We start from the raw sequence: 19,552 nt of genomic DNA on the forward strand, positions 1-19,552 counted from the left end.
TGATATTCAAAAATTACACTTCCAATCTCTCATAGCCAGGGCGCAGGTACAGCCGCTTCCACTGGTCTTTGATAATATTTTTGTTCCGTAATTGCTCGCCAGTACTGCGCTGCGCTCACAAACATTATCAGCACCCGTTACTGATTTGACCAGTGCTGATGGTACAAAGCACCCCTGCACTTCTTGCAGCTCCTCTGCCGTATAAGTAACCAAAGGAATCTCATATTTGTCGCAGAATGTCAGAATACAGGTCTCATATTTCTTCAAATCTATAGATGCCAGCTGCTCTACCGCTTCAATCGCAATGTGCTTATCTGCCAGCTGCTCCAAAATAAATCTTTCAAAAGCCTCTGCACTGACACCTTTACGACATCCGACACCGATTGTAACAATGCGCGGCACCAGATTAATGGTATTTTGAAAAACATTCTGATTTCCGGCAAGGCTGACACAAATACCACTTTCCGTTTCATCGAGAGTCAGAGCCTGCGGCAATTTTCCCTCAAAGGGAAATGCGCTGGAAATCCCCACCCTTTCTCCTCGCAAAATCGCTGATGATATCAACTTGATTTTGCTGATATCCATAATATGACAGCCTGCATATTTACTCCATACATCTACTGCGAACTGTCCGTTGATATCGGTAGCCGTAGTCAGCACCAGCTCCGCTCCCGTCACCTTTGCAAACTCTGCCGCCGCTTCATTTGCGCCGCCCAGATGGCCGGAAAGCAGCGGTATGGAAAATCTGCCAAACTCGTCCATGACTACTACTGCCGGATCCTGATCCTTGGTTTTAATCAGCGGTGCAATCAGGCGAACGGCAATGCCTGCCGCGCAGATAAAGAGAAAAGTGTCTTTTTTCTCAAAGTTTGCTTTCAGATATTCTCTCGCGCTTTCTTTTCTTTTATCGAAAATCTCCGCACTGCACGTCTCTTTCAGCCTTTCTGCAATTTTCTCTGCCAGGCTTTGTCCTCTAGCCGTAAATGCCAGAATACTGATGTTTTTCATTATTTTGTCGCCTCTCTGAACAGATGAGTAAAAGACGGATCATAGAGCCTAGAACGCTCGTATTCGCTGCCTAAAAAACCGCCTACCATAATCAGCGCCATTTTATTGATACCATTTTCTTCTGCAGCTTTTGCGATATCCTTCACCGTGGTGCGAACCACCTTTTCGTCCGGCCAGGTTGCCTTATAAACAATCGCCGCCGGGCTGTCCGGTGCGTATCCACCTGCAATGAGTCGTTCAGAAAGCTCAGCCAGCATGGTGGAGGTCAGAAATACTACCATGGTTGCTCCATGTTCAGCCAGTTTAGAAATTTCTTCTTTCTCAGGAACCGGGGTTCTTCCTGCCATTCTTGTCAAAATGACTGTCTGACTCACATTAGGCAAAGTGTATTCTGCATTTAATGCTGCTGCTGCACCGATAAAGGAGCTGACGCCGGGTACAGAAACATATTCCATATTTTCCCGGTCTAAAATATCCATCTGCTCTCTAATCGCGCCGTAGATACAAGGATCTCCTGTGTGGAGCCGAACTACTTCCTTTCCCTTGTTTTCTTTCATCACCGCAATAACCTCTTCCAAAGTCATCTTGGCACTGTTATAAATCTTACAGTCTTTACCAGCATAATCTAAAAGTGCCGGATTCACAAGAGAACCTGCATAAATGATAACGTCTGCTTTCTTTAGAAGCTCCGCCCCTCTGACAGTAATTAAATCTGCAGCGCCCGGACCTGCTCCGATAAAATAAATCATAGTTTAACTCTCCTTTTGTCTGTCTTCCGACGGAATTATAATCAGCGAAAAGTAGCTGGACTGCTCTTTCAGTTCTTTTAGGTCCTGATATACCCTTTCATTTTCCATGGTGGCGCATTCTACCATCATAGCTTTCTTGTCAGCCAGCTGATCTTTAATCTTCATGATGGTTTTGCCTGACTTCATCAGCACTTTCGTGCCTTCCAGTTCTTCCGCCTGACTTCCTTTATAGGTCGCCGGAATGATGTGCAGCATTTCCTCACGTTCGCAAAGAGATATATTCAGACTGGCCGCCGCACCGCAGAAGGACGGAACGCCCGGCACCATTGCTGTCTGATAACCCCGCTGGGCGAGTTTTCTATGCACGTACATGACTGTGCTGTAAATTGCCGGATCTCCTAAGGTCAGAAACGCCACATCCTTTCCCTGCTCTAAAATTTCGGAAATGGCATCAGCAGACCTCTCGTGACAGCGATTAAGCTCTTCTTTATCTTTAATCATGGGCATATCGCATTCCAGGATTTCCTTGTCCAAGATGTAATCTCCCGCAATTTTCAGCGCCACGTTTTCTGCTGCTCCGCTTCTTGGCACTGCAATAACATGACAGTCTTTCATTACATTGATGGCTTTCATTGTAAGCAGCTGTGGATCTCCCGGTCCCAGTCCTACTGCATAAAATTTTCCACTCATATCTGTTTCATATCCTTTCGTATCATTTCAGCAAGCCGGTCTGCACCAGGGCTTTTCATAATATGGTTTCGATCTGTAGTAAACAATACCGTCTCAACTTTCACCTGTCCTTTCAGCCTGAAATGGAGATGGTACAGAACCTTTTCCAAAATCCTTGCTTTTACTTCCTCATAATAATTTTTTTCCTGAATCAGAGCAAACGCCTCATCGGTGGTAATACACTCTGCAATTGCTTTTACAGTATCGCAGTCAGCACCGCAAACGGCACTATGCATACCGATAATCTCCATTCTGCCATCAGCGTAAGAGGAATGGGTATTCATAATCCCTGCTGCCAGCTTGATCAGCTTGCCAGTATGACCTACCAGAAGTATTTCCTCAAACCCCTTAAACTTAATGTAATCCAAAGCTTCTCCAATATAGTTAGAGATGGGTACAGCCTTTGCGATATCCAGTCCCAGATACTCACGGCAAAATTCCCTGCCGTAATTTCCCGGGGCGATAAGAATCCGCTTCGGATTCTCCTGATACTGTTTGTCGATCACAGTCTTAATCGTATCGACAAGAGCCTTTTCACTCATAGGATCGACAATACCTGTCGTTCCCAGAATAGAAATCCCCCCAACAATCCCAAGTCTTGGGTTATATGTTTTTTTTGCAATCTCCGCACCGCAAGGCACAGAAATTTCTATATATATAGGTTCCTCCTCTTTTCCGTACTTCCTGCGTATCCTTTGCACATTTTCAAAGATCATCTGCCTCGGCACCGGGTTGATGGCAGGCTCTCCTACGCTGCACTGCAGGCCTTTTGCTGTAATAATGCCTATGCCGCAGCCGCCCAGCAAGGTAATACGATCTCGAGTTTCTGCTAAAGTTCCCGATGAAATCGGCTCCTTGCTGACACAGGCTGAAATTCCTGCGCCATGGGTTGCATCAGGGTCATCGCCTCCGTCTTTTATCACCGTGCAGCAAACCGTACCCTTATCTATATCTATTTCACTGACCTGCATGGTCGTTTTCTCTCCTGCAGGCAATATAACCTCCGCCTCAGAGACTTTCTCTCCAGAAAAAAGCATAGCCGCTGCCGCTGCAGCTGCAGCAGCAGCGCAACTTCCGGTTGTAAAACCGTATTTTAGTTTTTTTCCATTTTTGACGGTAAACTTCTCCATATTATCCTTTCTGCAAGCTTTTCCTGCAATGAATAATGTTGCAATAGAAAAACCCGAATCCACAGGATTCGGGTTCAAATTTATCTTGCATTAAGTAAAACTCTTCGCACTGTCTCCTTCTTTTCCGTTTTGGGAGTCCAGCCGCCGAAGAATTTACTATTATTACCCTAAAACTCATATCCTGTGACTTTCATGGTAAAATATTGGGATGTCTTCCGACTCTGACGTCAACGCTCTTATGCGCCTTCCCAGGAACGATTCCCAGTGACCGGCCATATGCCTTGCATAAAAACTCCGTCATTACGGCAGCAGGACTGTTCAGGACTCTCACCTGATTCCATATTACGATTTTATCAACCAATATTTTCAAGTTGTTTAACAGAATTATATTACAATCGTTTTCGGCTGTCAACTGCAATTTGCACCAGCTTGAAGCAGCCGTTTATCGGGATGCTTATTTAAGCTTTTCAAATGCCCTTGCTGTATGCTGCGCAAAAATTTCTCTGATTGCAGGAATCTGCCCCATGCCTCGCAGTACACACTGCACCGCATAGCCCTCTTTTTCCAGAATCGTTTTCCATGAATCTTCATCATCACTTGCCATATCGTTATTGGCATGATCGCCTGCAACAATCATTAAAGGCTGCAGCACAATTTTTTCATAACCGCCTTCCTTTAAGGCAGGAAGAATATCTTCCAGCGTTGGTACCGCTTCCACAGTTGCGATAAAATAGTTGTGGTGTCCCTGTTTTCTGAGCTCATCTTGCAAATCAAAGTATACCCTGTTTGCCTCAACACCTGTTCCATGTCCCATCAACACCACGGCCGTCTTTTCATCCGTATGCTCTTTTGTGTCTTCCACCATGGCAGCTGCAACTTTCTCAAAATCCTCTTTATCAGTTAAAAGAGGTTCTCCAAGTACTGCAGCTGCAAAAAGATCTCTATGTTTTTCCACATCGCGCAGAAGGTCGTGATACTCTGTTCCATTCATCAAATGTGTCGGCTGTATCACCAGCTTTCTGAATCCATCTGCTGCTGCATGCTGCAGTGACTCAGCTTCGTTGTCGATATGAAGTCCATCTCTTTTCTTTAGCTTATTAATAATCATCTGACTGGTAAAAGCACGCCGCACCGGATAATCTGAAAAAGCATCCGCAACTGCCTGCTCAATAGCATCTATTGTGACCTTTCTATTTTCGTTATAGCTGGTGCCAAAGCTGACTACCAGAATCGCGGTGTCTTGTTTCTGATTCATCTTTTTATTCCTCTTACTTTCCTTGATTACTATTTTTCTTTTTATTTTTCTCCTCGTAGTATTCCTTTGGCGTAACGCCAATCTGATAGAGAACGTTACCCCAGGAACCGCATTTTTCGTGCAAATCCTGCCGCAGCTGTCTTGGCACTTCCTTTTTCATAGGAATTTTTCCGTTTTTCAGATAGATATCTTTTACCATACCAAGGCGCTTTCTATCATCTTCATCCAGATTCAATACCTTATAATAGCAGCCATAGAGACTGTCAGAATGATGCCTTCGATTTTCTGTCATTCTATGGTCGATATAAATATCGTGAAAAGGCTCCATTCGGAGGACCGGTTCCAAATCAATCTGAAACAGCGCATTGCGCCAGGAGCCGCATCGCTCTATGAGCGCCTGCTTAACAGCCTGTTCAATTTCTCCATGAAGAGGACTTCGTCCTATTTCATGAGCAAAATTTCTAACTGCTTCCAGCATATTGATATATTCCAGTTCTAAATCAGGAATCTTATAGACTGCTCTTTTAAGAAAATCAGCATCCAGCTTTGCAGCTTTAATAACAGAAGTCCAGCCGCTGTAATATTTTTTGATTTCCCTGCAAACCTCAGGCAGATCTCTGGGATGCGGAATTTTCCCAAGCTCCAGTGCTTTTTCTCTGACCATGTCAAGAAGCTTTTCCTTATGCAATCGCTCTTTTTCCATCTGCTCCATAGTTTTTCCGCCTTTACCTGCTGACGCGGAAAGCCCTGCAGCACGAAGCGCATAAGGCCATTTACCAAACCTTTGTTTGATGTAGTCTTTCAATATCCAAAATACTTCTCCCTGCGTAGGGCCATACCCCAGTTCTGACGCTAAACGCCTTAGATAAGCGAGCAGTTCTTCATCAGAAAAGCTTTGGTAGACACATTTGCCGTCCGGACTTGCTAATGCATAATTTTTCCAGACAGCAGAAGTTTTGTCATTCTGCCCGTATTTCCTGTCTGGATTTCGACTGATCTTTTCAATCAGCAGCTTCTTCCTTAGCTCTAACTCTCTTTCTTCCACTTTGATTTCTCCTAAGCAAGTTTTAATATTAGAATAATAAAAATGCTGTAGCAAAATATGCTACAGCCCGTATTTTCTGTATCTGTCGTTTAGGAAACCTGATAACCGTCAGGCGCACTCCTAGTATTTCAAGCAGGTCTTCTGGCTCGGATATCTTCATCATGCACACCTTCCCAGACTATCTGTCCAGTGGTATTTCGGCATGACTCCTTCCTTACAGCGGCGGCAACCGCACAGGATTTGCACCTGTTTCCCTCTTTGCTGTTAAAACAGACAAGAAATACTTGTCATTCAGTTGTTATTTCAAAGCATCAACGCTTCTACGCTGACATTGTATCATATCAAATCGCATTTGTACAGAATCTTTTTTTGCCCCTATCCTCCGCTTGACAAAATACAACCTCCGGTAATATAATGAGGTTACAATTGAATGTATAAGGGTCCCTTTCAAGGGGTTTAAAAGAGAAGCAGGTGAAAGTCCTGCACGGTCGCGCCGCTGTAATGACGTAGCCCTATCTTAATTTATGTCACTGGGAAACTGGGAAGGCAAGATAAGGGTGCCAGATGTCTAAGTCAGAAGAACTACCCAAATACAGCCAATTTACACAGGTTACGAACGATGACCGGGTGTGAACACGAAACGGAAAGTATTTTTTGCATACTTTTCTATCGCTGCACCTGTCATAAATGACAGGATTTTTTATTGCGTAGAGATACAACATTTCGTGTTTTGTTCATTTGTTTATCAAGAAAGGAGATACTTTATGACAAAAAGGCAAAAATTATTTTTATCAATTGTAACAGTTTTTTCACTGGTCTTTGGTATGGTTCCCACGGCAAATGCCATGCACATTATGGAGGGCTACTTACCCGGAACCTACTGTCTGGTATGGGGAGCGATATGCGTTCCATTTCTTATCTGGGGTTTTTTCTCCATCAGAAATACCCTTACAGATAATAGAAAAATTATCACTGTACTTGCCATGGCAGGTGCATTTATCTTTGTAATTTCCTCGCTAAAAATTCCATCGGTTACAGGAAGCTGCTCTCACATGACAGGAACCGGTCTTGGCGCAATCCTTTTCGGTCCTGCAGCAGTCAGCATTTTGGGAATTATCGTACTTTTATTTCAGGCAATTCTGCTGGCTCACGGCGGTCTTACTACCCTTGGAGCGAACACTTTCTCCATGGCTATCGCAGGACCTTTTATCACCTATGGCGTGTACAAGCTATGCAAAAAGTTAAAGGTAAACAAAATGTTTTCTGTATTTCTGGCAGCTGCCTTAGGTGATTTGCTTACATACTGCATTACCAGTCTGCAGCTGGCTCTGGCTTATCCTTCAGAAGTAGGAGGTGTCGGTGCTTCTCTTGCGAAATTCATGGGTATTTTTGCTACGACGCAAGTACCTCTTGCTATCGTAGAAGGCATTTTGACTGTTATCATCGTCATCGGTTTAGAATCCTTTGCGAAACCTGAACTGAAATCAATCGGATTTATCAAGGAGGGCAAATAATATGGATAAGAAGAAATCTAAAAAGGGTCTTGTGGTTCTGCTTCTGATTCTGGCAATTCTCATCGCAGTCGTACCCTTCTTAATGCTCAAAGACGCTGAATTTGGCGGCTCTGATGACGCTGCTGGCGGCGCTATAGAAGAAATACAGGGCGGTGAATATGAACCTTGGTTTACACCGATTTTGGAAAGCTATCTGGGCGGTGAAATTCCCGGTGAAATCGAAAGTTTAATTTTCTGCGTACAGACCGGTATCGGAGTCGGCATTCTCGCCTTCTTTATGGGTCGGTTTTACGAAAGAAAAAAATGGATGAAGGATGAATAAATAAATTATGATTATTGTAGATAAGCTGTGCTATTTGTCAAAACTCAGATATGTAAACCCCATGGAAAAGTTCGCTTTTGCAATGCTGACTCTCATTTTTTGTATTGTCAGTCGTTCCATTGCTATGGGCGTCTTTGTCATTGGAGTCAACAGCTGGCTAACCATTGTTCGCGGCGGTATTTCCGCTGCCAGATACAGAAATTTGATGATGGTCCCCCTGGCCTTTCTCATACTGAGCACTACTGCCATTATCATCAACATCGGAAAACATCCCCTTGACGCCTTTGCAGTTCCTATTGGAAGCTGGTACGTCACTGGAAGTTTTGCAGGCATTTTGCACGGGGCACAGCTTATCACTACAGCACTAGCCGCCGTATCCTGTCTATACTTTTTATCTTTTAATACTACTATGACAGATATTCTAAGCGTCCTCAGAAAGCTTCATGTGCCAGCTCTTATGATAGAGCTCATGCTTCTGATTTACCGGTATATCTTTGTGCTGCTGGACGTAGCCTACTACATTTCCACTTCACAAAGCGCCCGCCTTGGACACAAGGATTTTAAAACATCAATAAAATCTTTTGCCTCTATGGTGCAGGCGCTGTTTATCAGATCTATGAAGCGTTCCAGAAATCTTTATGACGCTATGGAGTCCAGAGGATATGATGGTGAAATTAGAGTGCTGGAAGAAAGCCATCCCACCAGCAAAAGAAATATCTACTACATTGTACTTTATGAAACTGCCCTTTTGGCTTTTACTTTATGGTTTAAATTATGGAGATAGGAGCTTCCGCGAAAGACATGACGAAAGATATTATCATTAAAGCAGACAATTTATTTTTTTCCTACGACGACGAAAAAAGCTATTCCTTAAACGGACTCAGTCTGGAAATTGAGCGTGGCCGCAAGGTTGCCTTTATGGGTGCAAACGGCGCTGGAAAGTCTACTTTTTTCCTGTGCTTAAACGGCATTCACAAACCTTCAGAAGGTACACTCTACTTAGACGGAAAGCCTGTGGACTACAGCAAAAAAGGTCTTTTAGACCTTCGAAGCAAGGTAGGCATTGTCTTTCAGGACCCGGATAATCAGCTGTTTTCTGCCTCAGTGACACAGGAAATTTCTTTTGGCGCTCTTAACATGGGAATGAGCGAGCAAGATGCACGCAAAGAGGTCGCAAAAGTCATCGAAACTCTGGAAATTACAGATTTTCAGCATAAACCCACCCACTCTCTTTCCGGAGGTCAAAAGAAACAGGTTTCTATTGCCGATGTTTTAGTCATGCACCCGGAAATCATCATTTTAGATGAACCAGCCTCCTCTCTCGACCCTAAGCATACAATCATCGTCAACAAAATTGTGGATATGCTCGTAGAACAAGGTATTACAATTCTTATGTCCACCCATAACGTCGATTATGCTTTGGAATGGGCTGATGAAATCGTATTAATTGCAGAAGGTAAAACACTGATGCACGGCACTCCTGTCGAGGTTTTTTCAAACGACACCATCTTGCAGCAGACCAATTTAAAAAAGCCTGCAGCCATGGAGCTCTTTGAAAGCCTCGTAAAAAAAGGCATCCTGCCTGCGGATCTGCCGGTACCAAAATCCCTGAAGGTTCTTGAGGAATATATTAGTGCGGTTTAATTTTGCAACCCTGTTAAACTCTGGTTTGCAGGAAAACACTAGCGTTCTGCTACTTGCGGAAGATTATTCAAGCTTACAGCTTCCAACGTCTGCAGTTGTTGTATCGTCAGTTGACGAAGCAACTCCATTCTCTCTTTTTGATTTTTCCCTTGGGTAATCAGAATGGCATTATAACTCTCTAAATTTGCAAGCACCAAAAGCTGATTTAGTGTCGCACCATCTCTCATATTTCCTTTTACCATAGGATTTTCGACTTTCCACTGCTTCGCTGTTTTTCCAAATAAAACAACATTCAACATGTCAGCTTCATTTGCATATGTATAAGCAATCTGCGCAGGCGTTAATTCCGGTGGAATAAGATTTTCTTTAATTGCATTCGTATGTATCTTATAATTTAATTTGGAAATTTCTCTATTCAAATTCCAGTTCAAAGATAATCGACTATTCTCGTCCGTCTTCAATCTTCTGTAATCTTTCATTATATATAACTGAAATTCTGGCGAAATCCACGTTGCAAAGGACATTGCAATATCACTATGGGCATATGTTCCTCCATAACGTCCTGCTTTTGAAACAATTCCAATAGCTTCTGTAGCTTCTATCCATTTCTTTGGTGACATTGTAAATGCATTTGCTCCTGCCTGTTTTCTAAACCCCTCGAATTCGAGGGGTTTAAAATCCGGATTATGGAGTTTTTCCCATAATCCCAAAAATTCTATCACATCCCGATTTCTCATCCAATTTTGAATAACTGCTGTTGGGTCATCACTCTTATACCGAGCAATATCTGTTAATGAAATGAATTCATTTTCAAAATCCTGTGTGTAAATTCCAATATCTATTCCATTCGCATGAATCGTATCCTTGATTACTTTCCCCATTGTTCCTCCTGCTATTGTGTCATTATAATCTCACTAAAAAGAAACCCGCCTGCACATAACTATAATGTTAACTCTTTAGTAATTCATTATAGCTATTTTGTTCGTCTTTTGCAATGTAAAATCAACTCAATTATAGCTTTTTCTTTCTGTACGAATGTTGATTTTGTCACTTCACAATTTCTTCCGTACTCACCTGCAAAACAGTTTTTAGTTTGAGTCTTTACATCTTTATAGTCGCCTAATGCTAACAACGTTTGAAATTTCTTTATAGCCTTCTCATAACTGGAGATGAATTTTTTCCCCATCAATTTAGTAGCATTAGATTCCTGCAGAAATGCATATATAATAAAAAAACTCCTAAAATATGCATAATTTTTCGACCATACATGCATATTTTCAGGAGTTTTCTTCAAAATATGTACAACTCTCTATATATTCAGCTAAAATTTCCTATAAACGACATGAGTTTTCTTAAAAAAATGCATATATTCGAAGTTTATCGTCAAAATATGCACGATAATGTGCATATTTTAAGTATTTTTTCAAAATATATGCACACCGCACCTACGCCCTGCTAATAAGCTTTCCATATACCCGCTTTAGCATCCACGGTTCGCTGACGCGCTGCGCAAGCTGACTGACAGGAATCCACTGCACTCCGCTGTTTTCATCTGCTTTAACAGAAAGCGGCGCATTTTCATCTGCCTGCAGCAGGTAGGTCAAATTCAAATGAAGGTGTGACGGCACGTAATCGCCGCGTTTTTCATGACCGTCTACGGTGATAATTTCAAGAGAAAACGGTACACGCCGCAGCACCTTGAAATCCTGCACCCCAGTTTCTTCCTTTGCTTCACGGATTGCAACAGAAAGCAGATCGGCTTCACCGTCAGCGTGACCGCCAGTCCAGGCCCAAGAGTCATACAGATTGTGGTAGACCATAAGTACTTTATCGCCACCATCATTGACAATCCACGAGGAAGCTGTAAAATGTGCAGTCAGATTCTCCCGCACCAGACAATTGTCGTTTTCTTGTAAAAAACGAAGCATAACTTCCCTATCCCGCGCTTCCTGCTCACAGCCCGGCACAAAATCTGTAATGACAGTGCAAAGATTTCTCAGCTTCGGATTCATAAAATTTCTCCTTCCAGGCTGAAGGTGTTGCTCTTTGTAATCTTTACATCTATCATCTTTCCTGTCATGTCAGTCTCGCTGCGGAAGTTCACCAGCTTAAACCCATCGGTTCTTCCTGCAAAGGTTTTACTTCCTGTTTTGCTCGGTCCTTCTACCAGCACCTGCTGCACAGTTCCCACATAGGCGGCGTTCTTTTCCGCGCTGATGCCGTTCATCAATTCTACCAGCCGATTAAACCGCTCATGCTTAACTTCCTCTGGAATCTGATCCTCATACTTTTCCGCCGGCGTGCCCTTCCTGATGGAATATAGGAAAGTAAAAGCGGAATCATAGCGTGCTTTGCTGACTAAATCCAGCGTTTCTGCAAAGTCCTCTTCTGTTTCTCCCGGAAATCCTACAATAATATCCGTTGACATAGTGATGCCAGGTACAGCAGTTTTCAGCTTCTCAACAAGAGCCAGATACTGCTCTTTATCGTAGTGACGGTTCATGGCTTTGAGAATCCGGCTGCTGCCTGACTGTACCGGCAGATGAATATTCTTGCAGAGCTTATCGCAGTCCACAAATGCCTGGATTAGCTTATCAGACAAATCTTTCGGATGTGAAGTCATAAAACGGATCCGCTCAAGCCCTTCTATTTCATTGAGCATATAGATTAACGCTGCAAAATCCACCCCATCTGCGCCTTTATAAGAATTGACATTCTGCCCTAAAAGCATGATTTCCTTAACATCATCGGCTACCAATTCCCGCACTTCACGGAGAATTTCCGAAGGCTTTCTGCTCCGCTCTCTGCCCCTGGTATACGGCACGATGCAGTAAGTGCAGAAATTGTTGCAGCCAAACATGATGTTGACCAGCGCCTTGCTTTCGTAAAGCCGCTTCGCTGGCAGTCCTTCTACGATCTCGCCGCCGTCTGGCCAGATTTCCACCTGCTTCTTTTTCTCGTTGAGCGCATTGTCAATCAGTTCTGGAAACTGATGAATGTTGTGGGTTCCAAAGATGATATCTACCCATGGATACCGGGCTTTAATGGTATCAATAACGTGCTGCTGCTGCATCATACAGCCGCAGACGCAGACCAGGAAATTGGGATCGTCCTTTTTTCTGTGTTTCAGCTGTCCCAATGTGCCAAAAAAACGTTTATCCGCATTATCCCGTACACTGCAGGTATTGATAATGGCAACGTCAGCGTCTTTTCGCTCCTTCACCGGCGTAAAGCCTTTTTCTAAAAGCATGCCTGCCATGACTTCAGAATCGTGCTCATTCATCTGACAGCCAAAAGTTGTAATGTGAAATGTCTTCTCTTTCATGAACCTGATTTTGTCTCTCTTTCTACTCAATTATTCTTCATACTTTCGTCAAACTCTGCTTTAATAACAGCTAAAAGCTCTGGATCACAGAGGATTTCCAATCCTGTCAGTGCCAAAGCCTCCGCTCCCAAACGAATCGCCCTGTCTCCTGCTTCCGTAACAGTCACATCAGCAAACTCATTGGTATGCAACTGCAAATCCGGACATCCTAGACCAATCCATGGATGAATCGCTGGTACAACCTGACTGACATCTCCCATATCCGTAGAACCTGTACTGTCAATGTGAGGCATCTGCCCGCCTCCAATAGCCATATAGTGCTTATCAAAGATATCCGCCAGCGTTCTGTTGGTAACCATATTTTTATTGCCCGGCTCATTGTTCCAGATTTTGTAGGTTGTGCCTACTGCCGCGCATGCAGCCTGCGCGCACCGTTCAAACAAATCGCGTATTTTTCGGATATCCTTCATAGAACTTGCTCTTACCAGATATTTGACAGACGCGTGAGCAGGAATCATACTGCACTTCTCACCGCCATCTACAAATACACCGTAAATATTGGTATTCTTCAAATACTGCTTCTCAAATCCAATCAAACTATAAAAATGAACTGCCGCATCCAGCGCATTGATGCCGTCTTCCGGCGCTGCGCCCGCATGGGAAGCTTTGCCGTAGAATTCAACCTGCCACGCGTCCAAAGCTGTTGTCTTTCCGCTGGACAGATTTACAGGATTCGGATGAACTGTCATTGCTACATCCACCTGATCAAAAACTCCGTTTTCCGCCATAGGCGCTTTTGTAACAAAACATTCCTCCGCCGGTGTGCCAAACAAAATTACCTTACCACCGGTTTCCTTCACCGCCTCCCGTAGCGCAAATGCTGCTCCCATTGGCGCTGTCGCTATGATATTATGACCGCAGCCATGACCCATAGACGGAAGGGCGTCATATTCACAGGTCAGTCCGATAGAAGGACCCGGTCTTCCGCTGTCATAGACAGCCTGAAAGCTATATGGTATGTCTAAAATATTCCGGCTTACATCAAAGCCGTGCGTCTCCATGGTTTTTGTCAGCAGCGCGCTTGCCTTTTCTTCTTCACCGCCAATCTCCGGATTTTCATACAGATAGGTTCTGATGGAAGTCAATTCCTCCATGTTCTGTTCAACAACCTCAATCATCTTTTCCTTTAATTTGATATCCACAGACCACACCTCTTCTCTCATCAGGATATCTTTATCATACCACAAATGACTACTTGTTACAATTTTTCTTTCAACAGCTCCACCATCAAATTACCATCAATATTACCGCCGCTCATAATCAGAGCAATATTTTTGCCGCCGATTCTTTCTGCCTCATCCATCACAGCGGCCACAGCAGCCGCGCTGGCGCCTTCTACGATATACTTTTCCTCTTTTATCATGTGTTTTACCGCCTTACGTATAGACCGTTCTTTTACCTGAATGAAATCATCTACATAGTCTTCCAGAATCTCATAAGCGAGTTTTCCAACGCCGCCAACCAATGCGTCGCAAATCGTATCGCCAGTTACCGGATATTCTTCGTAGAACACATGGTCGGAAAAGGATTTGATCATAGCCGGACAGGCCTCTGTCTGCACGCCGATGATACGAATCTCTGGCTTGATTGCCTTTGCCGCGACAGCTATGCCTGTGATCAGACCGCCGCCTCCGATAGGAACAACGATGGTATCGACAGACGAATTTTGTTTGAGAATTTCCACGGCAATTGTTCCTTGCCCTCCATAAATCTTAGGATCATCGTAATATGCGTCAATGTAGGTCAACCCATTTTCCTGAATATATGACATGCCCAAAGCATGAGCCTCATCATAGTTTCTCCCCATCAAAAGCGCATCGGCCCCATAAAACTGAATCTTGTCTATCTTCGCCTGGGGCGTAGTCTCAGGCACAATAACCTTTGCATTTTCGATACCCAAAAGCTTTGCGCCATAGCTGACAGAGGCGCCGTGATTCCCGGAAGAAATCGTTGCTACGCCTATCTTCCGTTCTTCTTCTGTCAGCGTTGTCATCTTGCTCAGCGCCCCTCTGATTTTGAAGCTCTTTACCGTTTGATTACATTCCAGCTTAAAATAATACTGCCTGCCAGTTTCTTTGCCAAGGTAAATAGACGGTTCTAAAGGCGTTAAATAAACGTAATCGTGAATCCGATCATACGCCTCAAAGACTTCGCGTGCTGAAAATGGCTGTTGTTTGTGATTCATTACTTGTACCTCCTGTTTCAAAAAAGAAAGCATCCCTGATCTGCCCCTCCACGAAAGTGGCCCTAACGGGACAAAACCGGCATGCTGTCATATCCTTACCCGGGGGTAAGAAAAGCGTTCATGTGATTAAATTAATATACATTATAGACAATGAAATGACTTGTGTCAATGGAAAATCCAGGTGGTGATCCTCATAATGAGATAAAATTTATCGTTGTATCCTCTATCCAACCTGTGATAAAATTTTATAAAATGCCGAATGAAAGGAATAATACCATGACCATTGATCAGTTACGCTACGTCGTAGAAATTGCAAAAGTGGCTTCCATCAATATGGCAGCAAATAATCTTTTTATTTCTCGTCCAGTTTTATCTGCTGCAGTCAGTAAATTAGAAAATGAATTGGGACAGGAAATCTTTGTACGTTCTCCAAAAGGCGTTCATTTGACGCCCTTTGGTAAACTTTTCCTAGACCACATCAAACCATTAATTCTGCAACTTGAACAATTACAATCCTTTTCTGTTCAAAAGCGTGAGCAAATTGCAAGAACCTTCTCAGTCGTAAGCAGCGGATTCCCACTGGTTTCCTCAATTTTATGTAACATGACGCAGCATTTTTCAGATTTGAATATTACTGTACAGCACTTTGAGCAATATGAGGTTGAAATTCCAACCTATGTGGCCGATCATATTGCTTCCATCGGTGTAATCCGTATCTGGGACTGTTAAAGCGAACCGCTCAGAAGACAATTTGAGATTCAACGTCTGCGTTTCTATCCGCTAGCGGAATTAGAAGTCGGCATTACCATCGGTCAGGGACATCCTCTTTATAAGCAGCAATCAGACTATATTACGCGAAAACAGCTCGAAAGCTATCCCTTCGTTGGTTATGTCAGCCTGGACACCGGTCCCTACGCCAATATCTTTCAACAGCTGCAAATCAATCCCCCTAAGAAAAAGTTTGTAACTACATCACGAGCTGCTCTTTATGAAGTTATGGCGCAAACAAATGCTTTTACACTGAACTCTATTTATCCTGAACGGGCGCTGGATACTTATATGGATGCAAAAAAACAAACCCTTAGGACGCTGCGTTTAGGAAACTGCCAGATTAAGTCTATCATTGGTTGGCTGATGCGTCAGGATCATATCCCAAACGAGCTTGATCAGTTCTTTTTAAAAGAACTCCAAAAATACTTTGTATAAGCACTGACCTCATGAACTCTTTAGATGTCGAAATTTGCTACAACAGTAGCAACTATTTACGGCTACCTGCCCGTCTTCTTCCTGTGCTAAAATTTAGTCAATAAATTCTTAGAAAATTCAAAGGAGGAAGTGAAAGAATGAATATTTTAGATTATGTAATTATTGCCATCTATCTCTCAGGTGTAATCATAATTGGGCTGCGCTGCAAATCAAAACGCAGACCACATCAGATTACATCGTTGCCGGACGAAAAATGGGGTTATCCATCTTTATCGGCACATATATGGCGACTTCTATCGGAGGAGGCGTTCTCAACGGTTGGATAGGAACGGTTTACGAAAGCGGTTTTGCTCTTCTGCCTTCCATGTTTGCAATCTATATTGCTACCATTTTAATCGGACTATTTCTGGCTGAACGCGTAAATCTTTTTTCTGGTCTGACTGCACCAGAGGTTTTAGGACAAGCATACGGAAAGTCAGCACAGGCATACGGCAGATTTTGCAGTTTTCTCTATCTGCTGGGGACAGGTCCAGCTTTGCAGACTGTAACCTTTGCAACAGTCATCAATGTTGTGACAGGTCTCCCTTTTGTTTACGGCGCTGTTTTTAGTACAATTGTTATCCTTTTATTTACATACTTCAGCGGTTTCTGGGGCGTTGCAGTCACGGATTACGTACAATTTATCATCATGGGGTTAGGTGTTGCCGCCGCCGCTTTCTATGTCTTCAAAAATGTAGGAGGTTGGGATGGTATTATCACTACAGTTCCGCATAATCATCTGACAATCCCTTCTGATATGACAACGATCATTCGTTTAATCTTTACAACTAGCTTATCTGCTTTTATAGACGGAAACCGATATCAACGTTTCTATGCATGTAAAGACGCAAAAACTGCAAAAAAAGGTACATTATTAAGCATTATTCCTGCACATACATTTTTTATGATGATCCTGCTGCTTGGTACATGCGCCTATGCCCTACTTCCAAATATCACGCCGGATTCTGTATTCTCTACACTGCTTTTACAATATCTTCCAACAGGACTTCGTGGAATCGTCTTCGCAGCGCTATTAACAGCAATTTTGTCAATATCAGATTCCTATCTACTGGTAGCTGCGACAAACTTTTCTAATGATATTTACAAGAATCTAATGAATTCTTCTGCTGATGACAAGACAATGCTGCGGATTACCAAAAGAACCACATTGGCACTTGGTATCAGTGGATTAGCGATGGCTCTATGGATGCAAAGTATCATGTCCATCTGGAATCTGGCTGCTGCCGCATATATCGGTGGCTGCTTTATTCCAATGTTATATGCCTTTTTCTCAAAAAAAGGAAAGAAATCCTCTTTAGCAGCTAATATTTCAATGATCGTAGGTTCTGTCACTGCTATTATAATAGAGATACAGGGAGCTTCTATATTTGGTCTTCCTGGCGCTGCAGTCGGTACTTTGCTGAATTTTATTCTCTTTTTCGGTATTACAGCGCTGGATAAGAAAGCATCGTCTCGCTCGCTGACAGATATAAAATAAGGAGGAAATTATATGAATACGATAATTTATTTACATATGGGATTGCTTGTCGGATTTATGGCATGGATGGTATGGACTTTTATTCGTGAACGTTAAGAAATAAGGAGGCATTATAATGAACGAATATACAAAATTAGAAGAATTGCAGATCGCAAATTTACAAGATAGCTGGTCAATCATTTATGAAGAAATGGCTAGTGCGCTCATACAGCAATGTGGCATAAGCGGCGAATCTGTTCTTCGCCAGGGAATTTGAGATTATGGAATCGAACGCGGCACTAAAATGCGTGAACGTCATCTTTCCATGGGTCTGAAATTAAACCTGAAAAACCTATTTTCTTACTTTGATCTACCAAGCGATCCTCGTTTCAAACGTGAAAAAATCAGTCTCACACCACAGCAACGTTTGTCCTATACGCTTGTATGCCCTATTGCACAGCAATGGATTAGCGATGGCAACAAACACTTAGGCAGAATCTATTGTGAAGAATTCCATCATGCCTGCTTCAGCGCCTATGCTGAAAAATCGCAGACAAACCTCGCCAAAACTCTCACAGAAGATGGTGATAATTACTGTTGTTTCTCAGTATACCTTCGTCCCGGAAATATGACAGAGCAGGAACGAAAGGAAGCTTTCGAAGAATATGATTCAAACTATTGTTTATCTGAGGATTTTCAGTATGATTTAGGAACACACAAGGATGGTTACAACAGACTTTCCATTCTGATCATATATTTTATTGCAAAGGAGGCAATTTCGCAATTGGGCGAACATGGTGAAACAGCCGTTATTCAAGGAATCATTCAGTTGCGCCAGCATCTGATGGAATTTATGAAAGCGCGTGCTGAAGCTATAGATGTGCCATGCGATCAAAGGTTTCTTGAAAAAAACATGCCGCTGCGTCTGACCTTTGCGGAAGAAACCCTTTGGAATGAATATTGCGACTCAAAAATCACTACGCTAATAAAAAAATATTTCTATGATAAAATTGATGAGTTCTTTGAGGAGTAAAGCATGGAAAAAACAGTCTGCAAACCAACGATTGGCATTCTTGGAGCCAAAGGAAGCGTACAACTTCCCTGGGTGTGTATACCTACCCACTATGCAAATCAAAGTTATGTGGAAGCAATATCAAAAAACGGGGGAACGCCTCTGCTTCTTCCTCCAGTCAGTGATGAAACGATATGGCTGCAAATGTGCAGTCTATGCGACGGTTTTCTCTTTCCCGGTGGTGAGGATGTAGATCCAAGAATATACAATCAGGAGCCTCTCCCACCATTGGGCGCCGTCAATATAAAGACTGACCGCTTCTGGCAATGGGTTTATCAATATGCAAAAAAAAATTCTCTGCCTGTGCTTGGAATCTGCAGAGGGCTGCAATTAATTAACGCTGCATCTGGAGGCACATTATATCAGGACATCTCTATGATGCCGGGTAATTACCAACTCCATGCACAGAAATTAGATCGAAGCTATCTCATGCATCAAATTCATATTGAATCGGGCAGCACTTTGGAAAAAATACTAAAGACAAATACAATCCAAACCAACACTATGCATCACCAATGCGTAGATAAACCCGGAAAAGGATTTAAAATTGCGGCTCAAACCAATGACAATGTCATAGAAGCACTGGAGAGTGAGGACGGTAAAACTTTGCTGGTTCAATGGCATCCTGAGGAATTGACTGAAACAGAACCACGCATGAATCTGTTATTTCGCCATCTAATAAATCTAGCAAAAAAACAATACTAACGATTCCAATCATTAATAGAGTGGTATACTTCAGTTAAATCAACGAATGTATGCCATTCTTTCTTTTCTTGCATTAAATACCTGCTA

General features: G+C 42.9%; 21 protein-coding genes and 3 riboswitches. Of the genes, 10 read left to right on the forward strand and 11 right to left on the reverse strand.

Going from position 1 to position 19,552, the window contains the following annotated elements; translation table 11 throughout:
* Positions 1-6: 6 nt before the first annotated feature.
* From NFR88_RS09745 to NFR88_RS09770, 6 genes are all read right to left on the reverse strand, one after another.
* Complete coding sequence (locus tag NFR88_RS09745) at positions 7-1,008, reverse strand: cobalt-precorrin 5A hydrolase (RefSeq protein ID WP_251615579.1); 1,002 nt, start codon at positions 1,006-1,008, stop codon at positions 7-9.
* A complete protein-coding gene (cobM, locus tag NFR88_RS09750; RefSeq protein WP_251615581.1) occupies positions 1,008-1,757 on the reverse strand; it encodes a precorrin-4 C(11)-methyltransferase in 750 nt (249 codons plus the stop codon). The genes NFR88_RS09745 and cobM overlap by 1 nt, the downstream gene beginning before the upstream one ends.
* A gap of 3 nt (positions 1,758-1,760) precedes the next feature.
* Positions 1,761-2,447 (reverse strand): precorrin-2 C(20)-methyltransferase, encoded by a 687-nt coding sequence (gene cobI, locus NFR88_RS09755; protein ID WP_251615584.1) that lies wholly within the window; start codon positions 2,445-2,447, stop codon positions 1,761-1,763.
* Positions 2,444-3,679, reverse strand: a complete 1,236-nt coding sequence (cbiD, locus tag NFR88_RS09760; protein WP_251615587.1) for a cobalt-precorrin-5B (C(1))-methyltransferase CbiD — start codon at positions 3,677-3,679, stop codon at positions 2,444-2,446. The genes cobI and cbiD overlap by 4 nt, the downstream gene beginning before the upstream one ends.
* Positions 3,680-3,804: 125 nt before the next feature.
* Positions 3,805-3,993, reverse strand: a riboswitch (cobalamin riboswitch).
* Between the two features lie 77 nt (positions 3,994-4,070).
* The gene (locus NFR88_RS09765; protein ID WP_160202215.1) at positions 4,071-4,871 is read right to left on the reverse strand and encodes a sirohydrochlorin cobaltochelatase; all 801 of its coding nucleotides are present in this window, start codon (positions 4,869-4,871) and stop codon (positions 4,071-4,073) included.
* A gap of 13 nt (positions 4,872-4,884) precedes the next feature.
* Positions 4,885-5,916, reverse strand: a complete 1,032-nt coding sequence (locus tag NFR88_RS09770) for a homing endonuclease associated repeat-containing protein (RefSeq protein WP_161907538.1) — start codon at positions 5,914-5,916, stop codon at positions 4,885-4,887.
* Between the two features lie 114 nt (positions 5,917-6,030).
* Positions 6,031-6,210, reverse strand: a riboswitch (cobalamin riboswitch).
* Between the two features lie 127 nt (positions 6,211-6,337).
* A riboswitch (cobalamin riboswitch) is annotated at positions 6,338-6,520 on the forward strand.
* 160 nt (positions 6,521-6,680) lie between these two features.
* On the opposite strand from NFR88_RS09770, the gene NFR88_RS09775 reads away from it, so the two are divergent.
* The 4 genes from NFR88_RS09775 to NFR88_RS09790 are packed head-to-tail and all read left to right on the forward strand — an operon-like array spanning position 6,681 to position 9,396.
* Entirely contained in the window at positions 6,681-7,430 is a 750-nt protein-coding gene (locus tag NFR88_RS09775) for an energy-coupling factor ABC transporter permease (RefSeq protein ID WP_160202217.1), read from the forward strand.
* Between the two features lies 1 nt (position 7,431).
* Positions 7,432-7,752, forward strand: coding sequence for an energy-coupling factor ABC transporter substrate-binding protein (locus tag NFR88_RS09780; protein ID WP_161907539.1), 321 nt, complete (start codon positions 7,432-7,434; stop codon positions 7,750-7,752).
* Between the two features lie 7 nt (positions 7,753-7,759).
* On the forward strand, positions 7,760-8,536 hold the full coding sequence (gene cbiQ / locus NFR88_RS09785) for a cobalt ECF transporter T component CbiQ (protein WP_251615590.1): 777 nt from the start codon (positions 7,760-7,762) through the stop codon (positions 8,534-8,536).
* Positions 8,537-8,553: 17 nt separating this feature from the next.
* On the forward strand, positions 8,554-9,396 hold the full coding sequence (locus NFR88_RS09790; protein WP_161907540.1) for an energy-coupling factor ABC transporter ATP-binding protein: 843 nt from the start codon (positions 8,554-8,556) through the stop codon (positions 9,394-9,396).
* 38 nt (positions 9,397-9,434) lie between these two features.
* Here the strand turns inward: NFR88_RS09790 and NFR88_RS09795 are convergent, their stop codons facing one another.
* The 5 genes from NFR88_RS09795 to NFR88_RS09815 all read right to left on the reverse strand — a co-directional run bounded on the left by NFR88_RS09795 (position 9,435) and on the right by NFR88_RS09815 (position 14,966).
* Positions 9,435-10,277 (reverse strand): KilA-N domain-containing protein, encoded by an 843-nt coding sequence (locus tag NFR88_RS09795; protein ID WP_251615593.1) that lies wholly within the window; start codon positions 10,275-10,277, stop codon positions 9,435-9,437.
* Between the two features lie 564 nt (positions 10,278-10,841).
* The gene (locus NFR88_RS09800; protein ID WP_251615596.1) at positions 10,842-11,408 is read right to left on the reverse strand and encodes an NUDIX hydrolase; all 567 of its coding nucleotides are present in this window, start codon (positions 11,406-11,408) and stop codon (positions 10,842-10,844) included.
* Entirely contained in the window at positions 11,405-12,721 is a 1,317-nt protein-coding gene (miaB, locus tag NFR88_RS09805) for a tRNA (N6-isopentenyl adenosine(37)-C2)-methylthiotransferase MiaB (RefSeq protein WP_251615599.1), read from the reverse strand. The genes NFR88_RS09800 and miaB overlap by 4 nt, the downstream gene beginning before the upstream one ends.
* A gap of 26 nt (positions 12,722-12,747) precedes the next feature.
* Positions 12,748-13,923, reverse strand: a complete 1,176-nt coding sequence (locus NFR88_RS09810; RefSeq protein ID WP_161907552.1) for a M20 family metallopeptidase — start codon at positions 13,921-13,923, stop codon at positions 12,748-12,750.
* Between the two features lie 56 nt (positions 13,924-13,979).
* Positions 13,980-14,966, reverse strand: coding sequence for a threonine ammonia-lyase (locus tag NFR88_RS09815; RefSeq protein ID WP_251615603.1), 987 nt, complete (start codon positions 14,964-14,966; stop codon positions 13,980-13,982).
* A 168-nt stretch (positions 14,967-15,134) separates the two neighbouring features.
* Here NFR88_RS09815 and NFR88_RS09820 point away from each other — a divergent pair, with 168 nt between their 5' ends.
* The 6 genes from NFR88_RS09820 (at position 15,135) to NFR88_RS09845 (ending at position 19,465) form a co-directional block, all read left to right on the forward strand.
* Complete coding sequence (locus NFR88_RS09820; protein ID WP_251615606.1) at positions 15,135-15,695, forward strand: LysR family transcriptional regulator; 561 nt, start codon at positions 15,135-15,137, stop codon at positions 15,693-15,695.
* 267 nt (positions 15,696-15,962) lie between these two features.
* Positions 15,963-16,172, forward strand: coding sequence for a hypothetical protein (locus NFR88_RS09825; RefSeq protein ID WP_251615609.1), 210 nt, complete (start codon positions 15,963-15,965; stop codon positions 16,170-16,172).
* 235 nt (positions 16,173-16,407) lie between these two features.
* The gene (locus NFR88_RS09830) at positions 16,408-17,709 is read left to right on the forward strand and encodes a sodium:solute symporter family protein (RefSeq protein ID WP_285813856.1); all 1,302 of its coding nucleotides are present in this window, start codon (positions 16,408-16,410) and stop codon (positions 17,707-17,709) included.
* Positions 17,710-17,824: 115 nt separating this feature from the next.
* Positions 17,825-17,965: a hypothetical protein gene (locus tag NFR88_RS09835; protein WP_251615614.1), complete on the forward strand. Its 141-nt coding sequence runs from the start codon at positions 17,825-17,827 to the stop codon at positions 17,963-17,965.
* Between the two features lie 27 nt (positions 17,966-17,992).
* Positions 17,993-18,721: a hypothetical protein gene (locus NFR88_RS09840; protein ID WP_251615615.1), complete on the forward strand. Its 729-nt coding sequence runs from the start codon at positions 17,993-17,995 to the stop codon at positions 18,719-18,721.
* Between the two features lie 3 nt (positions 18,722-18,724).
* Complete coding sequence (locus tag NFR88_RS09845; protein ID WP_251615617.1) at positions 18,725-19,465, forward strand: gamma-glutamyl-gamma-aminobutyrate hydrolase family protein; 741 nt, start codon at positions 18,725-18,727, stop codon at positions 19,463-19,465.
* Positions 19,466-19,552: the final 87 nt, after the last annotated feature.

The organism is Senimuribacter intestinalis (genome assembly GCF_943192965.1).
In the GTDB taxonomy this organism is placed as follows: Bacteria; Bacillota; Clostridia; order Peptostreptococcales; family Anaerovoracaceae; genus Senimuribacter; species Senimuribacter intestinalis.